This is a genomic window from Streptomyces sp. NPDC048734, assembly GCF_043198675.1.
Lineage (GTDB): Bacteria > Actinomycetota > Actinomycetes > Streptomycetales > Streptomycetaceae > Streptomyces.
Map to the genome: position 1 here is coordinate 409659 of NZ_JBICUZ010000007.1, position 21680 is coordinate 431338.

Below are 21680 nucleotides of genomic sequence, written 5' to 3' on the forward strand. Positions count from 1 at the left end.
CAGAACCTGCTCACCGCGCGCCTGACACGGCCGAGTCCAGTGGCGGGGTGATCCGTCATGCGTAGGAAGGTTTCTCCGAGTGACCGCTGTGGGAAGTGACGACTTCGCTGTATCGATCACGGGCTCGCTGGATCCCCAACTCAGGTCGGCGGCAGAGGAGTTCGCGCAGGCTTATGGCCTGAGTGTTGCCGAACTCGTTGAGCGTGCGGGGCTGCTTCTGCTGTCCCGTCTCGGACATGAACACGGTTCGGAGCCGATCGCGGAGACGTCGGTGGCCGCGTGGTTGGCACAGCCGATCGCCCAGGACGGCGCCGCAGCCGAGCCACTCCCACTGGCCGTCACCCTGAGCCCGGACGGCCAGGCACTTCAATACCACTGGCGCATCGGAGCGTTCGATCATTCGACCATTGATCGACTGGCTGGACATTTCCAGACGCTGTTCGCCGCGCTCATCGTGGACCCCGCCGCCCGCATCGGCGAGTTGGAGATCCTCAGCCACACCGAGCGGCAGCAACTCCTCGTTGACTGGAACAGCACCGCGGTCGCACATCCGGCGGACAGCATGGTGCACCGGCTGATCGCCCAGCAGGCCGCGCGCACCCCGCAGGCGACAGCCGTCATCGCGGGTGAGGTTCGGCTCTCCCACCAGGAACTGGACCAGCGGGCGAATCGGCTTGCCCATCACCTGCAAGACCTCGGCGTCGGCCCCGGAAGCCTGGTAGCGGTCTGTGTCCAGCGCGACGAATGCGTTCTCGTGGGAATGCTGGCTGTGCTCAAGGCCGGCGGCGCCTATGTGCCCCTTGACTCGGAGACCCCCGCGGATCGACTGGCGTTCATCCTCGACGACACTCAGGCGACCGCAGTCATCACCCAGCAAGCCCTGAGCAACCGCCTGCCATCCGAAGGCGTGCGGGTCGTCTGCCTGGACAGTGACTGGCCCGCCATCGCCGAACTGCCTGCCGAGGAGCCGATATCGGAAGCACTTCCGGATGACCTGGCCTACGTCATCTACACGTCTGGGTCGACCGGAACGCCCAAGGGCGTTCAGGTCACCCACCGCAACTTCGCGGACTTCATGCACAGCGCCGACGCCGCTTTCCCGCCGACCGGACGCGGACACGGTTCGGTGCTGCTCTCGTCCATTGCCTTCGACTTGCCGATTCCGTCCCTCTTCCTTCCGCTGATGCAGGGCGAGTCGGTGGTCATCATGGGGCAGGCGGGTGCCGACGGCGTGGCCATGCTCGCGGCCGCCTTCGCACGGGGCGAGTCCTTCAGCACGGTTAAGCTCACCCCCTCCCACCTCGAGATCCTCCTGGAGCGTCTGGAGGGAAGCGATGTCCGGTTGAACGTCGGCACCCTCGTTGTCGCAGGCGAACCCTTCGGTTCGGATCTGGCGCGGGCGGCGGTCGAGAAGTGCGCGCCAGGTGCGGTGGTCCTCAACGAGTACGGGCCCACGGAGACGACCGTGGGAGCCACCCTCTACGAAGTCGATCCCGCCACGCTGACACCGGGCACCACGCTGCCGATCGGCCGTCCCATGGCCAACACCGAGGCCTACGTCGTAGACCGGTTCGGGCGTCTCGAGCCCATCGGGATTGCGGGGGAGCTGTGGATCGGCGGAGCCGGTGTCGCCCGCGGTTACCTGGGAAGTCCTGAGCTCACCGCGCGGAGCTTCCTGCCCCACCCGTTCTCGCACGACCCCGACGCGCGGATCTACCGGACCGGTGACCTGGCGCGATGGTTGCCAGACGGAAACATCGAGTTCCTGGGGCGGTCGGACCACCAGCTCAAAATACGGGGACACCGGGTCGAACTCGGGGAGATCGACGCCGCCGTCACGGCGTGCCCGGGGGTGGCCCAGGCGGTCACCGTGCTGCGGCAGGACCAGCCCGGGGACAAGCGCCTGGTCTCCTACGTGGTCCACGACGGGCGGGGCAGGGCCGTACCGGATGTTCCTGCCACCATGCGGGCCTCCCTGCGCCGGTTCCTGAAACAGCAGCTCCCCGAGTACATGGTCCCCAATGCCTTCGTGTTCCTGGAGCAGCTGCCACTGTCGGCCAACGGGAAGATCGACCGCCAGGCACTGCCGGAACCGAGCGGACTGCGCGCGGAATTCGACGAGCACTACGTCGCACCGCGCACGGATGCCGAGCACGCGCTCGCCCGCATCTGGGCCGAGGTACTCGGCGTTGACCGGGTGGGCGTCCACGACCACTTCTTCGACCTGGGTGGGCATTCGCTCCTGGCGATGCGCGTGGTCAGCCGCATCGCCCGTGACCTCGGATCGGACGTGTCCGTCGGAGGGCTGTTCAGCCACCCCTCGGTCGCCGCGCTGGCCGGTCACCTGGAGGCAGCGAACGACGCCGCGGCCGTGGAACCGCGTCGGCGCGGCCCCTTGGACCGGAAGGCCCCACTGTCGTTCGGCCAGCAGCGGCTGTGGTTCCTGCACCAGCTCATGCCGGACAGCGGGCAGCTGCTGACCCACCGCGTGGTGAGACTGACCGGACCCGTGAACGCCGAAGCCTTGGAAGCGGCCTTCGCCGGCCTGATCGAGCGGCACGAGGTCCTGCGCACAAGGATCGCTGTGGCGAGTGACGGACAGCCACACCAACTGATCGACGCGGAGACCGGGTTCCGGCTGGAACACCGGGACGCGCACGATCACGACGAAGCCGTCCGGGTCGTGCGCGAGGAATCCGCACGGGCCCTCAGTCCGGTGGACGGGCCCCTCATCAGAGCCGTGCTGGTGTCGGCCGGTGCCGACGCTCACCTGCTCCTGCTGGCCATGCACCACATCGTCACTGACGACTGGTCGGTCCAGATCCTCGCCAAGGAACTCGGTGAGCTCTACTCCGCCGCGCTCACCGGCGGGGAACCGGCGCTCCCGTCGCTTCCGGTCCAATACGCGGACTTCGCTGTATGGGAGCGCCAACGGCTCGGAGGCGAGCGCCTGAAGGCCGACCTCGACTACTGGCGTGCGCAGTTGGCTGACACCGAACCTCTGGAGCTGCCCACCGACCGGGTCAGGCCGCCCCAGCGCACCGGAAACGGCGCCAGTGTCGAGTTCGCCGTCCCGGACGCCGTGACGCGCGCACTGTCCCAGCTGGCGCGCCGCACGAGCGTCACCCCGTTCATGGTGCAACTGGCGGCGTTTCAACTGTTTCTCGGCAAGTACAGCGGTCAGGACGATATCGCCGTCGGCATACCGACCGCTGGGCGGTACCGGTCCGAGACGGAGAGCCTGATCGGGTTCTTCGTCAATACACTGGTCATGCGCGCAGACATGTCGGACGATCCCACGTTCGAGGAACTCCTGCACCGTGTGCGCGACGTCGCCCAGGCGGCCTATGCCCACCAGGACCTGCCCTTCGAGCGCTTGGTGGAGGAGCTCGCGCCGGAACGGGACCTGAGCCGTACCCCCCTCTTCCAAGCCATGCTCACCCCGCAGAACCTGGCCGCCGAGGTCTGGAGCTTCCCCGGCCTGGAGGCCGAAGCCGTAGACACCGGCACGGACGCGGCCCAATTCGACCTCACGCTCGTCCTTCAGGAGTCCGGAGAGACGCTACGGGGCCTGCTCAGCTACAGCACCGACCTTTTCGACCGCGCGACCGCGGAGCGCATGGCCGGCCACTTCCAAAACCTGTTGGCCCGGGCTGTAGAGACCCCCACGGCACGGCTGAGCGAACTCGAACTGCTCGGCGAGGCCGACCGCCACCAGTTGCTCGTGGAGTGGAACGACACGGCCCACGAAATGCCGGCGGAAAGCGTGCCCGCGCTGTTTGAGCGGCAGGTGGCGCAGACGCCGAACGCGTCCGCGCTGATCCACGACGACAGCGAGTGGACCTACCGCGAGCTCAATGAGCGGGTCAACCGTATTGCCCACCTGCTGATCGAACGGGGCGTCGGGCCTGGTGACGTGGTGGCCCTGGCCCTGCCGAAGTCCGCGGACCTCATCGCTGCTTTGCTCGCGGCGGCCAAGACCGGTGCCGCCTACCTGCCGATCGACACCGGGTATCCCGCCGAGCGCATCAGGTACATGATCGAGGACGCCGAGCCGGCCTGTGTCCTGACCGACACCACCGTGCGGTACGTCCTCCCGGACGGGCCCCCTTCGATTGCCCTGGACGCACCGGAATGGGCCGCGACACTCGCCGCCTGCTCCGCCGACAACCCGACGGCCGATCAGTTGCGCGGGCCGGTCACCCAGGACATCCCGTTCTACGTGATGTACACCTCGGGCTCCACCGGCCGTCCCAAGGGCGTGGTGATGCCGGGGCGCGGGTTGATCAATCTGACTTCCTGGCTGCGCAAGGCGACCCCAGGCGAGCCGAACGGCCGGATCGCCCAGTTCGCGACCATCAGTTTCGACATCGCACCCTATGAGATCCTCAGCGCCCTGCTGTACGGGAAGTGCCTTGTCGTCGCACCGGAGAGCATCCGGATTGATCCGGTCGCGCTCGTGAAGTGGATGGAGTGCTACGAGATCCACGAACTGAACGCCCCCAATCTCGTCCTGGAGGAGTTCTATCGCGCGGCTGACGCATCCCGTGCGGTTCTTCCGGAGCTGCGTGTCATCGCCCAGGGCGGAGACACCCATGTGCTGGGTGACTCCGCCCGGGCCTTCCACGCCCGCCACCCCTGGTGCGTGCTCCACAACGGCTACGGACCGACCGAGACCCACGGCGTCACCGACCACATGCTGCCGACCGATGTCGGGCTCTGGCCCGGCATCGCACCGATCGGCGTCCCTGTCGGGAACACCCGCCTCTACGTCCTCGACCGGCACCGCCGACTGGTGCCACCCGGCGTTCCGGGCGAACTGTACGCAAGCGGGGTCGGAGTCGCCCACGGCTACCTGAACCGTCCGGAACTCACGAATCAGCGCTTCCTGCCGGATCCCTACGGCCCGGAGGGCGCGCGTATGTACCGCACCGGCGACCTGGTCCGGTGGCTGCCCGACGGCACGCTGGAGTTCCTCGGTCGTATCGACAAGCAGGTCAAGGTGCGGGGCATCCGCATCGAGCTGGGCGAGATCGAGTCGGTGCTGATGGAGCACCCGGACATGGCGTCCTGTGTGGTCGTCGATCGGGAGGACGGACGCGGAGGCAAGCGGCTCGCCGCATACTGCGTGCCCCTCGTCGGCCGGCAACCGGAGACGGCGGCGCTGCGGGAGTGGTGCGGGCGCAGGTTGCCCGAGTACATGGTGCCCAGCGCCTTCACGCTGCTGGACCGGCTGCCGTTGACGACCAACAAGAAGGTGGATCACAAGGCCCTCCCAGCTCCCGAACGGGACCTTGCCGAGACGGCGGCGCGGTACACGGAGCCGCACACCCCGGTGGAGGAGATCGTGGCCGAGGTGTGGGCCGACGTGCTGGGCGTGAGCCGGGTTGGGATCCACGACAACTTCTTCGAACTGGGCGGTCATTCGCTGCTGGCGATGCGCGTCGTCAACGGACTGGCCGGCAGGCTGAAGGCGGACGTACCGGTGCGTGAGCTGTTCGCCCATCCCACGGTGGCGGGGTTCGCCGGGAGGCTCGAGGCGCTCTCGACGGAGATGGTTCCGCTGCTGCCACGGGAGGCGGGGGCACCGGTGCCGCTCTCCTTCGGGCAGCAACGTCTCTGGTTCCTCGACCAGTTGCTCACAGACTCCGCCGAGTACCTGCTGCCCGTGGTGCTCCGTCTGCAGGGTGACGTGGATGCCGGGGCGTTGGAGAAGGCGTTCGCCGAACTGATGGCGCGGCACGAGGTGCTGCGGACCCGTTTCGTGGCCGGTGCCGACGGCGAGCCACGGCAGGTGGTCGACGAACCGAGCGGTTTTCTGCTGGAGACGCCGGACGGGGCCCCCGACCCGTGGGCCGTGGTGCGGGACGAGGCGTACCGGCCGATGGATCTGGCGTCGGGGCCGTTGCTGCGGGCGGTACTGGTCCGGGTGACGGCGGATGAGCACCTGCTGCTGATGGTGGTGCACCACATCGTGTCGGACGGCTGGTCGATGCGAGTCATCGCGCGGGAACTGCCGCTTCTCTACGCGGCCGCAGTACACAAGCGCCCGGCGGACCTCGCACCGCTGCCTGTTCAGTACGGGGATTTCGCGCTGTGGCAGCGGGGACAGGCGGCGGGTGCGTCGCTGGAGCCCCAACTGTCCTACTGGCGACGGACGTTGGCAGGACTTGAGCCGCTGGAGCTGCCCACGGACCGCGTGCGACCGCCGGTGCGCTCAAGCCGTGGCGCGAGCGTGGAGTTCGAGGTGCCGGGTGACGTCCTCCAAGGGCTGCGGTATCTGGCCCGCGCCGAGGACTGCACGCTGTTCATGGTACTGCTGGCCCTGTTCCAGGTGCTGTTGAGCAGATACTCCGGCCAGTCGGACGTCGCCGTCGGGGTACCCATCGCCGGCCGCAACCGAGCCGAGACCGAGGGTCTGATCGGCTTCTTCGTCAACACGCTGGTGATGCGTGCCGACCTGAGCGGTGAACCGACCGTGCGTGAGGTGCTGGCCCGGACAAGGGACCGTGCACTCGAGGCATACGGCAACCAGGATGTGCCCTTCGAACGTCTGGTTGAGGAACTCGCCCCCGAGCGAGACCTGTCCCGCACCCCGCTCTTCCAGGTCATGCTTTCCCTCCAGGAAGACCACCGGTGGGAGCCGTTCGAGGGGTTGGCGGCGAAGTCGCACCCGCTGGAGTCCGCGACCGCCGCTTTGGACATGAGCGTGTCCATCCAGGAGCACGGCGACTGCCTCGCGGCACGCGTCGAGTACTCCACCGACCTCTTCGACCGCACCACCGTCGAGCGTCTGGCTGGGCACTTCGCGGTGCTGCTCGGTGCCGCGGTGGCCGAGCCAGACGCGCGGATCGGCATGTTGGACATCCTCACCGACGCCGAGCGCGGTCAGCTGCTGGCCGAGTGGAACGCCACCAAGGTCCCCTACCCGGTCGGCCGAGCCGTCCCCGACCTGTTCGAGGAGCGGGTGCGGGAGTGTCCGGGTGCGGTGGCGGTGGTCTTTGGTGATCGTTCGCTGACGTACGGGGAGTTGAACGCGCGGGCGAACGGGCTGGCGTATCGGCTTCGGGGGCTTGGTGTGGGTCCGGGCTCGCTGGTGGGGGTGTGTCTGGAGCGTGGTCTGGATCTGGTGGTGGGGCTGCTGGCGGTGTTGAAGGCCGGTGGTGCGTATGTGCCGTTGGATCCGGAGTATCCGGTGGAGCGGCTGGAGTTCATGCTGCGGGACACGGCGGCGGGTGTGGTGGTGACGCAGGAGGAACTGCGTGGTCGGCTGCCGGATGTCAGTGCGGACGTGGTCTGTGTGGACACGTTGCCGACCGACGGGTCGGAGGAGGATCCCGGGCTTGATGTGGCGTCCCGAGCCACCCCCGACGATGTGGCGTACGTCATCTACACCTCTGGTTCGACCGGAACCCCGAAGGGGGTGGGCGTACCCCGTAATGCTCTGACAAACCTCCTCCTCGCCATGCGGGACCGTCTGGGCGTCACGGCCGAGGACCGGCTGCTGTCGGTGACGACGGTCATGTTCGACATCTCCAACCTGGAGTTGTACCTGCCGTTGGTCACCGGGGCCACGGTCGTGCTGGCCGGCCGGGAGCAGGTCCGGGATCCCCGTGAGCTCGTCACGCTGCTGGAACAGCGGAAGATCACCCTCATGCAGGCCACGCCTTCCGTGTGGCAGATGGTGGTGGACGTCATGCCAGGCCGGAGCGGCGACCTGCACGTGCTGACCGGTGGTGAGGCGCTCTCCGCGGATCTGGCCGCACGCCTCACGGCACGGGTCGGCCGAGTCACCAATCTCTACGGCCCCACCGAGACCACCATCTGGTCTCTGGCCGCCGACGTCGAACCCGGTGCGGACTCGGTGACCATCGGAGGCCCGATCGCGAACACGGAGCTGTTCGTGATGGATCGCGGCCACCAGCTGGCTCCCGTTGGAGTGCCCGGCGAACTGTGGATCGGTGGGACGGGCGTCGCCCGTGGGTATGTGAACCGCCCGGAGCTCACGGCGGAACGATTCGTCCCGCACCCCTTCTCCGGCGATGCCGACGCCAGGGTCTACCGCACCGGCGACCTGGTCCGACGCCGGCCCGACGGAGCGATCGAGTACCTCGGACGGATGGACCACCAGGTCAAGGTCCGCGGGCACCGGATAGAACTCGGAGAAGTCGAGTCGACCCTGATGGCCCACGATGCCGTGGACACCGCGGTGGTCGTCGTCCGAGAGGACAGCCCCGGGAACAAGCGACTCGTCGCGTACTGCGTGCCCGCCCATGACCCCGCCCATGACACGGACCGGCCGGACACGACCGAACTGAGGGCTTGGTGTACGCGCAGCCTGCCCGAGTACATGGTGCCGAGCACGTTCGTCTTGCTGGACGAGCTGCCGCTCACGGCGAACAAGAAGATCGATCGTAAGGCGCTGCCCGCCCCGGACGGGCTGCGTCCCGCGCTGGAGGGAAGCTATGTGGCTCCGCGTACCTCGGCCGAGAAGGTGATCGCCCGGCTCTGGCGGGATGCCCTTCGAGTGGACCGGGTCGGCGTCCATGACAATTTCTTCGAGCTCGGTGGCGACTCCATCCTCAGTATCCAGTTCATCACCCGCGCACGACGGTACGGCCTCGAACTCACGCCGCCGATGGTGTTCCGCCACCCCACTGTCGAACAGCTGGCGACCCACGCGGTGCCCGACGAAGCCACCGGCACCACTGCGTGCGACGACCTGCGCGCGACCCCGTACCAGCGCACGCTCCTCGCATACGGTCGCACGGTCGACAGACTGCTGGCCTGCCCGGGCTTCGACCGGGAACTGCTGCAGCAGGCACTGACGGCGGTGGTCCGCCACCATGACGCGCTGCGTCTGCGCCGCGTCCCGGAGGATTCCCCGCGGCTGCGCGTGAGCGCCGATGACAGCGTGGAACTGCCGTACCAGGACCTCACGGACCGGACGGCGGAAGACAGCCGGAGACTTCTGGACGCGGCTGCCCAGGACTTGGCGCAGGGGCCGTGGAACGGACCGCTGGTGCGTGGCGCCCTGTTCGACCTGGGCGGTGGGCTCGGCAGGTATCTGCTCCTGGTCGCCCATGCCGCCGTGGTGGATGAGGAATCCTGGCCCATTCTGCTGGACAGCCTGGAACTGGCCTGTCAGGCCCTGGCGGCGGACGAGGAGGTCGTCCTGCCATTGCGGGGCACTTCCTTCGCCGCCTGGTCGGTCCGGTGCACAGAGGCGGCTGCCGAGCCGCCCCTTGCCGCGGGAGAGACCGCCGCGCGCCTACGGACGCGGATGGACATCGATCCGGAGGACATGGCCGTGTTCGGCTCCCCGGCGGGTGACACCTCCGAGGAACGGCACACCCGGCTGACCGAGGCAGTGCTCACGGCGCTGCAGTGGGCGGCCCGTGACTGGCTCGGGAAGCCCGTGCCGGTGGAGCTTCGGGTCAGCGGCCGTGAACATCCCCGTGAGGGCACGGACCTCACCCGCACCGTCGGTTGTCTGACACACTGCCTCCGCATCGAGCCGTCGGACGCGGACACCGTGGACGTGCACTCGGCGATGACGGGCGTACGAGAGCAACTGGCCGCGTCGCCGGCCGATGTCTTCACCTCCGGCGCCCCCCGGCCCGCCGTCGCACTGACCGTGGTGCGCGAACATCACGAGCTTCCCAGGGCATTCAGGAGCGACCTTCCCTTCCCCTGGCCCGAGGGCCGCAGGCCGGTTCGCGTTCCGGGGAACTCCGTCGAGGTGACCGCCCGGTTCGACGGCAGAGGACTCGCACTCGAACTCGCCTACGCAGAACACAGTCATGCCACGAACACGGTCCAGGACCTCGTCCAGAGCCTGCACAAGTACCTGAAGGAACTGCTGGGGGAGAAGTCCCGGGAGACCCCCAACCCCGCGTCCAGCACAAGCTTTCCGCTCGCCGGCCTCGACGAAGCGGGTCTGGCCTCCGTCCTCGAAAGGTTCTCGAAGTGAGCAACGTCGAAGACATCTACAAGCTCGCCCCTCTTCAGTCCGGGATGCTCTTCCACGTCCTGTACGACACGACGGATGCGAACCACTACGTCGCCCAGTCCGTCGACGAGTTCTCGGGTCCGCTTGATGTGGAGCGGTTGCGGGGGGCTTGGCAGGCGGTGGTGGATCGGCATTCGGCGTTGCGCAGTGCGTTCGTGTGGGAGGGCTTGGACGAGCCGGTGCAGGTGGTGCAGCGGCGGGTGGAGTTGCCGTTCGAGGTGCTGGACTGGCGCTCGTGGGTGAGTGGTGAGCAGGAGAGCCGGCTGGCGGAGTTGCTGGAGGAGGACCGGGTCCGGGGTTTCGATCTGGGTTCGGCGCCGCTGATGCGGTTGACGGTGGTGCGGTTCGAGGACGAGCGGGCCATGGTGCTGTGGACCTTCCACCACCTGCTGATTGACGGATGGAGCAATCAACTGCTCCAGAAGGAGGTCTTCACCCTCTATCGCGACGGACTGGCCGGCACCGGATCCCGGCTGGACACGGCAGTGCCCTACGTGCGCTACCTCCAGTGGCTGGGTGAGCAGTCCAGGGAACGGGCGGAGGAGTTCTGGCGCGGTCGGCTCGGTGACTTCGCCGAACCGACGCAGATCGCCCTCGGCCCATCGACCGGCGAGAGCGGCTTCGGTGACGTCGAACTGAAACTGGACTCGGACACCGCCGCACGCATCGGCGAGTTCGCGCGTGCGCACCGGCTGACCGTGAACACGGTCGTGCAGGGTGCCTGGGCGCTGCTGTTGTCGCGGTACAGCGGCAGTGACGACGTCGTCTACGGTTCGACCGTCTCCGGTCGACCGGCTGATCTGCCACATGCCGAGTCGATCGTGGGTCTGTTCATCAACACGCTGCCGGTGCGGGCCCGTGTGGCGGCCGAGCGGCCGGTGGTGGAGTGGCTGCGGGAGCTTCAGCAGGAGCATGTGGAGCTGCGGGAGTACGAGTACACCTCACTGGTGGACGCGCAGGGCTGGAGCGCCGTCCCGAAGGGCGAGCGACTGTTCGATTCCATTCTTGTCTTCGAGAACTACCCCCACTTGACCGGCGACGAAGATCTGCCCGATGGGCTCGACGTACGGCATCAGACCGGTGTCGCCCGTACCGGCTACCCCCTCACCGTCGCCGTCAGCCACACGAAGGAGCGGCTGCTCGCCGAGATCACCTATGACCGTGGTGTGTTCGAGCGGTCCGTGATGGAGCGGCTGGCGGGGCATTTCGGGGTGCTGTTGTCGGCGTTGGTGGCTGATCCGGCGGCTTGTGTGGGCGAGCTGGAGATGCTGTCGGGCGCCGAGCTGGCGGAGTTGGCGGCGGAGTGGGAGGCCGCCGCGGTGGGGGTCGCGGACGGTGCGACGTTGCATGGTCTGTTCGAGGAGCGGGTGCGGGAGTGTCCGGGTGCGGTGGCGGTGGTCTTTGGTGATCGTTCGCTGACGTACGGGGAGTTGAACGCGCGGGCGAACGGGCTGGCGTATCGGCTTCGGGGGCTTGGTGTGGGTCCGGGCTCGCTGGTGGGGGTGTGTCTGGAGCGTGGTCTGGATCTGGTGGTGGGGCTGCTGGCGGTGTTGAAGGCCGGTGGTGCGTATGTGCCGTTGGATCCGGAGTATCCGGTGGAGCGGCTGGAGTTCATGCTGCGGGACACGGCGGCGGGTGTGGTGGTGACGCAGGAGGAACTGCGTGGTCGGCTGCCGGATGTCAGTGCGGACGTGGTCTGTGTGGACACGTTGCCGGCGGACGAGCACACCGACGACTTGCCGGCTGGGGCAACGCCGAATGATGTGGCGTACGTGATCTACACCTCTGGTTCGACCGGCACCCCGAAGGGAGTGTTGGTCGAGCATCGCAGTGTGGTGAACCGTCTGCTGGGCACCGACCCGGATTTCGGTTTCTCGGGTGATGACGTGTGGACGCTGTTCCATTCGTTCGCGTTCGATTTCTCGGTGTGGGAGATCTGGGGAGCGCTGACGTACGGCGGGCGTCTGGTCGTGGTCGACGGGGACACGGTTCGTCACGCGGGTGCGTTTGCCGAGTTGCTGATCGAGCAGCGGGTGACGGTGCTGAACCAGACGCCGTCGGCGTTCGGGCTGTTGCAGCAGGAGATCGATCGCGGCCGGGCCGGGGAGCTGGCGTTGCGGCTGGTGGTCTTCGGTGGTGAGGCGTTGGTGCCGTCGCGGCTGGCGTCGTGGTGGAGGGCGGTGGGTGAGGGCGGCCCTCGGCTGGTGAACATGTATGGCATCACCGAGACGACGGTGCATGTCACCTCGCGGGAGATCACACCGGCGGACACGTCGCGGGGGGCGGTGTCTCCGATCGGGCGGCCGTTGGCGGACACGGGCGCGGCGGTGGTGGACGCGGCCGGGCGGCCGCTGCCGGTCGGTGTCGCGGGCGAGCTGTGGGTGTCCGGGGCGGGTGTCGCTCGTGGGTATCTCAACCGGCCGGAGCTGACGGCGCAGCGGTTCGTCGAACGGGAGGTCGGCGGGCGCCGCACGCGCTGGTACCGGTCCGGTGACCTGGTGCGGCGGCTGGGCGGCGGGGAGCTGGAGTACCTGGGCCGACTGGACGATCAGGTGAAGATCCGTGGGCACCGGATCGAGCTGGGTGAGGTGGAGTCCGCGCTGGCCCGTCATCCGCAGCTGACCTCGGCGGCGGTGCTGGTGCGTGAGGACATACCCGGGCAGAGGCGTCTGGTCGGATATGTGGTGCCCGGGCAGGGTGTGGATCCAACGGTGGTCCAGCTGCGGGAGTGGTGCGCACGCACGCTGCCGCAGTACATGGTCCCGGCCGCGTGGGTGGTGCTGGAGTCCATCCCGCTGACCGGCAACGGCAAGGTCGACCGCAGGGCGCTGCCCGCACCCGGCGACCAGCGCCCGCGCACCGGCATCGCCTTCGAAGCCCCCCGCACCCCCGTCGAGGAGGCCATCGCCACGGTGTGGGCGGAGGTGCTGGGGGTGGAACGGGTCGGTATCCACGACAACTTCTTCGAGCTCGGTGGCGATTCCATCCTCAGCATCCAGGTCGTCTCCCGCGCCAAGCGACACGACCTGCACCTGACCCCCCGCATGCTCTTCCGACACCAAACCATCGCCGGCATCGCCGAGCAGGAACGGGCCGCGATCACTCGGGACGGGGCCGCGGCGGCCCAGCAGCCGACGCGTCCCGCACCCACCCGGTACGGGCTCGCTCCCCTCCAGTCCGGGATGCTCTTCCACACTCTCTACGACTCATCCGAGGTGAACCCGTACACCGTTCAGTTCCTCGACGAGTTCTCGGGTCCGCTTGATGTGGAGCGGTTGCGGGGGGCTTGGCAGGCGGTGGTGGATCGGCATTCGGCGTTGCGCAGTGCGTTCGTGTGGGAGGGCTTGGACGAGCCGGTGCAGGTGGTGCAGCGGCGGGTGGAGTTGCCGTTCGAGGTGCTGGACTGGCGCTCGTGGGTGAGCGGTGAGCAGGAGAGCCGGCTGGCGGAGTTGCTGGAGGAGGACCGGGTCCGGGGCTTCGATCTGGGTTCGGCGCCGCTGATGCGGTTGACGGTGGTGCGGTTCGAGGACGAGCGGGCCATGGTGCTGTGGACCTTCCACCACATCATCCTGGACGGGTGGAGCGGCCAGCTCGTCATGAAGGAAGTCTTCGCCCACTACCGCAGCCACCTGCAGGGCTCTCCCGTACAACTGCCTGAGCCGGTCCCGTACGCCCGCCACATCGAGTGGCTGGCGGAGCAGTCGCGCGAGCGGGCGGAGGAGTTCTGGCACGGCCATCTCGGTGACTTCGCCGAACCGACGGAGCTCGGCATCGGCGGAGCCACCGGCGAGAGCGGATTTGACGACGTGGCGGTGCGCCTCGACAGCCAGATGACCACCAGAATAGGCGAGTTCGCCCGGGCGCACCGGCTGACGGTGAACACCATCGTCCAGGGGGCCTGGGCCCTGCTGCTGTCCCGGTACAGCGGCAGCGACGACGTCGTCTACGGCTCTGTCGTCTCCGGCCGCCATGAGGGCCTGGCCGATGCCGAATCCATGATCGGTCAGTTCATCAACACGCTGCCGGTGCGGGCCCGTGTGGCGGCCGAGCGGCCGGTGGTGGAGTGGCTGCGGGAGCTTCAGCGCGAGCATGTGGAGCTGCGGCAGTACGAGTACACCTCACTGGTGGACGCGCAGGGCTGGAGCGCCGTCCCGAAGGGGGAACAGCTCTTCAAGTCGCTGCTGGTCTTCCAGAACTTCCCTGGCCTTGGTGCCGACGAGCTCCCCGACGGGCTGGTACGCAAGTCCTGCCTCGACGTCGAGCGGACCGGATATCCGTTGACCGCGATCGTCTACGACAGCGACCGCATCAAGCTGAACCTCGCTTATGACCGTGGTGTGTTCGAGCGGTCTGCGGTGGAGGGGGTGGCGGGGCATTTCGTGGTGCTGTTGTCGGCGTTGGTGGCTGACCCGGTTGCTCGTGTGGGCGAGTTGGAGATGCTGTCGGGCGCCGAACTGGCCCAGTTGACCGCGGAGTGGGAGGCCGCTGCGGTGGGGGTTGCCGACGCGGCGACCCTGCACGGCCTGTTCGAGGAGCGGGTGCGGGAGCGTCCGGATGCGGTGGCGGTGGTCGTCGGCGATCAGTCACTGACCTACGGAGAGCTGAACGCACGGGCGAACGGGCTGGCGCGTCGGCTGCGCGGCCTCGGGGTGGGTCCTGGCTCGCTGGTCGGGGTGTGTCTGGAGCGTGGTCTGGACCTGGTGGCCGGACTGCTGGGGGTGTTGAAGGCCGGCGGTGCCTATGTGCCACTGGATCCGGACCATCCGGCCGAGCGACTGGCGTTCATGCTGCGCGACACATCGGCCGCAGTGGTGGTCACCCAGGAGGCTCTGCGTGACCGACTGCCCGATGCCGGTGCGGAAGTGGTCTGCGTCGATGCGCAGTCGACGAGCGAGTCGACGCAAGACCTGGCGGCCCAGGCGGCGGCTCCGGACGACGTGGCGTATGTGATTTACACGTCGGGTTCGACGGGTGTGCCCAAGGGCGTGCTGGTCGAGCACCGCAGTGTCGTCAACCGGCTGCGCGGCACGGACGGGGACTTCGGCTTCGGTCCCGATGACGTGTGGACGCTGTTCCACTCATTCGCGTTCGACTTCTCCGTCTGGGAGATATGGGGCGCGTTGACCTACGGCGGACGCTTGGTCGTGGTCGATCGGGACACCGTTCGCCACGCGGACGCCTTCGCCGACCTGCTGATCGAGCAGCGGGTGACGGTCCTGAACCAGACCCCGTCGGCGTTCGCACTGCTGCAGCAGGAGATCGACTGTGACCGGGCCCGGAAGCTGGCCCTTCGCCTGGTGGTCTTCGGTGGCGAGGCACTGGTCCCGGCACGGTTGGCATCCTGGTGGGACGCGGTTGGCGAAGCAGGCCCGCGACTGGTGAACATGTACGGGATCACCGAAACCACCGTGCATGTGACGTCGCGCGAGATCACGCCCGCAGACATGGCGCGAGGGACTGTTTCACCCATCGGACGGCCGCTGGCGGACACCGGTGTGGCCGTCGTGGACGGGGCCGGGCGGCCAGTGCCGGTCGGCATCGCCGGTGAGCTGTGGGTCTCGGGTGCGGGTGTCGCGCGCGGCTACCTCAACCGGCCGGAGCTGACAGCACAGCGGTTCGTCGAGCGAGAGGTCGGCGGCCACACCAAACGCTGGTACCGGTCGGGTGACCTGGTGCGGCGCGTGGGTGGCGGCGAGCTGGAATATCTGGGCCGGCTGGACGACCAGGTCAAGATCCGCGGGCACCGGATCGAACTGAGTGAGGTGGAGTCGGTGCTGGTGCGGCATCCCGAGGTCGTCTCGGCGGCGGTGGTGGTGCGCGAGGACGTGCCGGGACAGCAACGCCTGGTGGGGTACCTGGCGCCGGCCGAGGGCGCGGACCCGACGGTGGCCCAGCTGCGGGAATGGTGCGCCCGCGCGCTGCCGCAGTACATGGTGCCGGCCGCGTTCGTGGTGCTGGAGACAATACCGCTGACCGGCAACGGCAAGGTCGACCGCAGGGAGCTGCCCGTTCCCGGCGGGGAACGCCCCCACACGGGAACGGAGTTCGTCGCTCCGCGCACTGCGGTGGAAGAGGCGATCGCAGGTGTGTGGGCCGCGGTCCTGCGGGTGGAGCGGGTCGGCGTCCACGACAACTTCTTCGAGCTCGGCGGGGACTCCATCCTCAGCATCCAGGTCGTCTCCCGCGCCAAGCGACATGGCCTGCACCTCACTCCCCGCATGCTCTTCCGACACCAGACCATCGCCGAGGTGGCCCGGCATGCCGAAGAGAACACCGTGGTCTGGGCGGAGCAAGGACCCGTCCAGGGCGAGGTGGCCCTGACCCCGATCCAGCGCTGGTTCCTCGAGCTGGACCTGCCGAACCACGCCCATTTCAACCAGTCGCGGCTGCTGGAGACCGACGCGCTCGACCCCGAGATCCTGGAGGCTGCGCTCTCGCGGCTCGTGGAACACCACGACGCACTGCGGCTGCGGTTGGAAGGCGGTCCCGAGGCATGGAGCCAGACCCATGCGGCCGAGGAGACCGCGAGGCTCAGCCTGCACCGCGACCTCTCCCCGCTGAGGGAGGCGGAACAGTGGGAGGAACTCCGCGCCGCGGCGGACGAGGCGCAGCGAGCCGTCGACCTGACTGCCGGCCCGCTGTTGCGCGCCGTACTGTTCGACCTCGGCGAGAACCGCGGACAGCGGCTCCTTCTGGTGATCCACCACCTCGCTGTCGACGGCGTCTCGTGGCGCATCCTCCTGGAGGACCTCGCCGAGACCTACCGCTCCCTCTCCCTGGGGGAGCGAGTGATCCTTCCCCTGAAGACGACCTCCTACCAGGCATGGGCGACCCGGCTCCAGCAGTACGCGAGGGCGGACCGGGCCCTCACCGAAGCCGGCCACTGGACACGCCCCCGCAGCACCACACTGCTTCCGAGGGACCGGGAGGGCGAGAACACGAACGCCTCGTACGCCACGGCCACCGTCTCCCTGGACGAGGCCGAAACGGCCGCCCTGCTGCGCGATGTGCCGCGCACCTTCGGCAGCCGGATCAACGACGTCCTGCTGACCGCCGTCGCGCAGGCGGTCTGCGCCTGGACGGGCGAGCAGAGCGTCGCGATCGCCCTTGAGGGCCACGGCCGTGAGGAACTGTTCGACGACGTCGACCTCTCTCGCACCGTCGGCTGGTTCACCAGCATCTTCCCAGTCGAGCTGAGCCCTGCCCCCGGCGGACCGGCGACTACGCTGGCGAGCGTCCAGGAACAGCTGGCGGCAGTTCCCCACCGTGGAGTGGGGTACGGAATCCTGCGCTACCTGGGCCCGGACGCGATCCGCCGGGAGCTGGCCGGGCAGACATGGCCCGAGATCAGCTTCAACTACCTCGGCCAGTTCGACCGCGAGATCACCGGTCTGGGCCGGGCGGCGGTCGAGAGCGAGCCCAGGGGGGCCTCCGCCGATCCCGACGGACACCGCGCCCACCTCCTCGACGTCCTCGTCGGTGTGCACGGCACCCGGATGTCGCTCAGCGTCCTGTACAGCAGGAATGTGCACGACGAGCGGACGGCGCGCGAACTGGTGGAGGGTACGGCCGCCGTGCTGCGCGCCCTGATCCGGGCGCAGCAGGAGGCCGAACCGGCGGCCGCGGTCCAGGCGGACGAGGTTCATCCGGTGACCCCTATGCAAGCGGGGATGCTCTACCACTCGCTGTCCGAGACCGTCGAGAGCGACGAGGTGCGCCCGTACGTGGTGCAGATGGTCGACGAGTTCACCGGCCCGCTCGACCACGACCGCTTCCGCCGTGGCTGGCAGGAGGTGGTGGACCGGCACACGATTCTGCGCAGCGCCTTCCTCCTCGACGACGAGGGCAACGGACGGCAACTGGTCCGGCCGAAGGCCGCGCTCCGGTTCACCGAGGTCGACTGGCGGGACGCCGATGCGGAGACACAGCGGCAACGACTGGAGCGGCTGCTGGACGAGGACCGGCGCAGTGGCTTCGACTTGGCGCAACCTCCGCTGATGCGTTTCACCCTCGCCCGGGTGGCGGAGGGCCGCACCGTGGTGCTCTGGTCGTTCCACCACTTGCTGCTGGACGGGTGGAGTGCCCAGCTGGTGCAACAGGAGTTCTACGCCCGATACCGGTGGGCCGGTAAGGGTACGCCTGGCGGATCCTCCCCGGCCGTACCGTACTCCCGCTACCTCGACTGGCTCGCAGAGCGTTCGCAGGCCGAGGCGGAGGAGTTCTGGCGACACCGCTTGAACGGCTTCACGACGCCCACCGCGCTCGGGATCGACCGGGAGACCGGTTTGACCGGGTTCGGGGATACGGAGTTCACCGTGGACAGTGAACTCTCCGGCCGGCTGGGCGAGTTCGCGAAGGCCAACCGGCTCACGGTGAACACCGTCCTGCAGGGCTTGTGGGCTTTGCTGCTCTCCAGGTACAGCGGGAGCGAGGACGTCCTGTACGGCTCCACGGTCTCCGGTCGGCCCGCCGACCTGCCCGGAGTGGAGTCGATGGTCGGCCTGTTCATCAACACCCTCCCGGTCCGGACCGCCGTACCCGCAGACGCGCCCGTCCTCGGGTGGCTGCGGACCCTGCAGGACGAACACGTGGAGCTGCGCCAGTACGAGTACAGCTCGCTCACGGACATCCAGAGGTGGAGCGGCGTACCGGCGAACGAGAAACTGTTCCGTTCCATACTCATCTTCGAGAACTACCCGAAGCTCCTGAGCGGCGCCGATCTGCCGGACGGGCTCGCCCGCCGCCGGCTCGGCTACGTCGAGCGCACCGGCTACCCTCTCGTGCTCGGCGCCGCGTACTCGGACGACCTGCTCCATCTGCACCTGGTGCACGACCGGAGTCTGATCGACGACGCCACGGCCCGGCGGATGGCCGTCCAGCTGCCGCACCTGCTGGACGGGATCATCAGTGCCGGACCACAGGACGCGGTCGGCTCGCTGGACCTGCTCACCGAGGAGGACCGCTCCCAACTGGCCACCTGGAGCGGCCCGGATCTGCCGTACGAGGACCATGTACCCGTACATGAGCTGATCGAGCGTCAAGCCGGACTGCGGCCCGATGCGGTCGCCGTCGAATTCGACGACGACATCCTCACCTACCAGCAGCTCAACGAGCGGGCCAACCAACTGGCGCACCGGCTCCGGGCGCTGGGCGCGGGGCCGGAGGTCATGATCGGCCTCTGCCTGGAGCGCGGTCTCGACATGCTCGTCGCCCTGCTCGGCATCATGAAGTCCGGTGGCGCCTACGTCCCCCTGGACACCCAGTACCCGGCCGACCGGATCGCCTTCATGGTCGAGGACACCAGGCTGCCGATCGTGGTCACGCACCAGCACCTGATCGACAAGTTGCCGGCGGAGGCCGTGCGGCTGGTCTGCCTCGACCACGAACCCGACCGCGCTGAGCTGGCCGCCGAACCGGTGACAGACCCGGAGCCGATGGCGAGGCCGGAGAACCTCGCCTACGTGATCTACACTTCCGGCTCCACCGGCCGGCCGAAGGGCGTCATGATCGAACACCGGTCGATGAGCGACCGGGTCCAGGAGATGCGCCGGCAGTACGGTCTCACCCCCGAGGACGCCTATCTGCAGTTCTCCTCGGTGACCTTCGACGGATCAGTGGGCGAGATCTTCCCGACCCTGATCGCCGGCGCGCGACTCGTTCCCCGGGGCGACGACTGGACGCCCGCCAAGGTGCTGGAGATTATCGGGGCCAAGAAGATCACCGTCTGCCAGCTGCCGCCCTTCGTGTGGAACGAGCTGACGTCGCAACTCACCGACTCCGGCGAACTGGGTGACCACCTACGACTGATGAGCATGGGTGGCGAGCGAGTGCTGGCGGCCTCGGTGGAGAGGTGGTTCGCCAAGACCTCGGTGCCTTTGTTCAATATCTACGGACCGACCGAGACCACCGTCAACATGACCACCTGCCTGCTCACCGGGCCCTCGCCGATCGTGCCGATCGGAGCACCGGTGGCGAACACCGATGTCCTGGTGGTCGACGCAGCCGGCCGTGCGGTGCCGATCGGTGTCCCCGGCGAGTTGTGGATCGGCGGCAAGGGCGTGGCCCGTGGCTACGTGAACAGGCCCGATCTCACGGCCGAACGATTCGTGCGCGACCCGCGCTCCGCCGGTGGCACACGACGGATGTACCGCACGGGCGACCTGGTGCGGTGGCTGCCCGACGGGCAGATCGAGTTCCTCGGACGCATGGACGACCAGGTCAAGCTGCGCGGCTTCCGCATCGAGCTGGGCGAGATCGAGTCGACGCTCACCTCGCATCCGCGGATCAGGGCGGGTGTCGTGCTGCTCCGCGAGGACGAACCGGGCGTGCGCCGACTGGTGGCCTACTGCTTGGCGGTCCCCGGCCACGCCCCGGACACTGCCGAACTGCGGGAGTGGTGCGCCCGCACTCTGCCCGAGTTCATGGTCCCGAGCGTCTTCGTCTTCCTGGACGAACTCCCCGTGACCACCAATGGCAAGGGTGTCGACCGAAAGGCGCTCCCGGCGCCCGAGGCGGCCCAGCGAACCGTGGGCACCCCGTACGTGGGCCCGGCGAACCCGACCGAGGAGTTCCTTGCAGAGATCTGGTGCGAGGTACTCAAGACCGACCGGATCGGCACGTCGGACAACTTCTACGAGCTGGGCGGCGATTCCTTCCTCAGCATGCAGGTCATCGCCCGAGCGCGGCGCCGCGGCGTCAGGCTCACTCCGCGGCTGCTCTTCCAGAGCCAGACGATCGCCGAACTGGCGGCGCGGCTGACCGAGCGGGGCGCCCCGGTCACCCCTGCCGGGCGGCAGCAGGACGATGGACAGCCGTTCGTGGTACACGGGTCGGCTTCCCGGGAGCAGGACACCCGGGTCTCCACCGTGGTCCTGGGCCGCAGCACGGCCGAGCGGACGCTCTTCGCCTTCCACGAGGGCGGCGGCAACGTGAGCGGCTATATGCACCTGGCCGAGGCGTTGGCCCCCGTGGTGCGCGTGGTCGGTATCGAGTCCCGCAGCGTCGCGTTCGGTGCCGAGCCGGAGGACGACGTTGCGGCAATGGCCCGTCGGTACTGGGAGTCGATCCGTGCCCTCCAGCCGACCGGGCCGTACCTGCTGGCCGGCTACTCCTTCGGCGGCGCGCTGGCCGTCGAGGTCACGAGGTTGATCGAGGAGGCCGGCGAGCAGGTCCAGCTCATCATCGCGCTGGACTCCTGTCTTCCGGTCGGCGGCACGATGGAACTGGTCGAGAAGGACCACACCGCGGTCACCCAGCTGCTTGCCCGGTTGGACCAGCCGGAGGCGGACCCCGCGACGATCAGCGCACTGATGACCGAACTGAACCTGCCCGCCGACATGCTCGCGCTCCGTCGCTCCGAACTGGTCGCCCACTTGCGGACGATGGAGGCTCACACGCGGGCGCTGTTCGGCTACCGGCCGCCGAAGATCTCCTGCCCCGTACTCCTCTACCAGGCGGAGGGGTCGCCCTGGAGGCTTCCGGTCGCGGACAGTTGGGCACCGTTCACCGGCCGGCTCGATGCCCGGCTCACGCCTGGTGATCACCTCACCTTCCTGCGCTCGCCGCATGTGGAAGGCATGGCACAGGAGATCGCCAAGGTGATCGCGCACCTCTAGCGCCCCAGGGGGGCCGGCGCCGTTCGTCGGCCCCCCTGCCGGCCGGTGTTTTC

General features: G+C 68.4%; 2 protein-coding genes. Both read left to right on the top strand.

Features of this window, described 5'->3' with window-relative positions:
- Positions 1-562: 562 nt before the first annotated feature.
- On the top strand, positions 563-9973 hold the full coding sequence (locus ACGFQC_RS21380; RefSeq protein WP_393288509.1) for an amino acid adenylation domain-containing protein: 9411 nt from the start codon (positions 563-565) through the stop codon (positions 9971-9973).
- A complete protein-coding gene (locus tag ACGFQC_RS21385) occupies positions 9970-21627 on the top strand; it encodes an amino acid adenylation domain-containing protein (protein WP_393288497.1) in 11658 nt (3885 codons plus the stop codon). The genes ACGFQC_RS21380 and ACGFQC_RS21385 overlap by 4 nt, the downstream gene beginning before the upstream one ends.
- Positions 21628-21680 lie beyond the last annotated feature (53 nt).

What these genes read in the sequence shown, in the direction of transcription:
- ACGFQC_RS21380 (WP_393288509.1), top strand. Translation starts at nt 563, where the DNA reads ATGGTGCACCGGCTGATCGCCCAGCAGGCCGCGCGCACCCCGCAGGCG.